The sequence below is a fragment of the Streptomyces sp. P17 genome, assembly GCF_032436805.1.
GTDB lineage: Bacteria > Actinomycetota > Actinomycetes > Streptomycetales > Streptomycetaceae > Streptomyces.
On the sequence record NZ_JAVRBF010000712.1, the window covers coordinates 1 to 278 of the forward strand.

Annotated in this window: 1 protein-coding gene; it reads right to left on the minus strand. The window is 66.9% G+C overall.

All coding sequences use genetic code 11. The features are described from left to right. Window positions 1-278: SufD family Fe-S cluster assembly protein (locus RMT89_RS42690; protein ID WP_315889143.1), on the minus strand; the 278-nt coding region annotated here is incomplete at both ends.

Genomic DNA, 278 nt, shown 5'->3' on the forward strand with positions numbered 1-278 from the left:
GGTGTCTGAACGCGAGATGGTGTCGACGAGCAGCGCGTCGCACTTCACCGAGCTGGCGGAGTGGTGCGCCCCTTCCTCAACCTTGACGAGGCCTCGGTAGGACGAGCGTCCGCCGCCGCGCGCGACCGACTTGCTGATGATCGAGCTCGACGTGTACGGCGCGCAGTGCACCATCTTTGAGCCGGCGTCCTGGTGCTGGCCCTCGCCGGCGAACGCGATGGACAGGGTCTCACCCTTGGCGTGCTCGCCCATGAGGTAGACCGCGGGGTACTTCATGG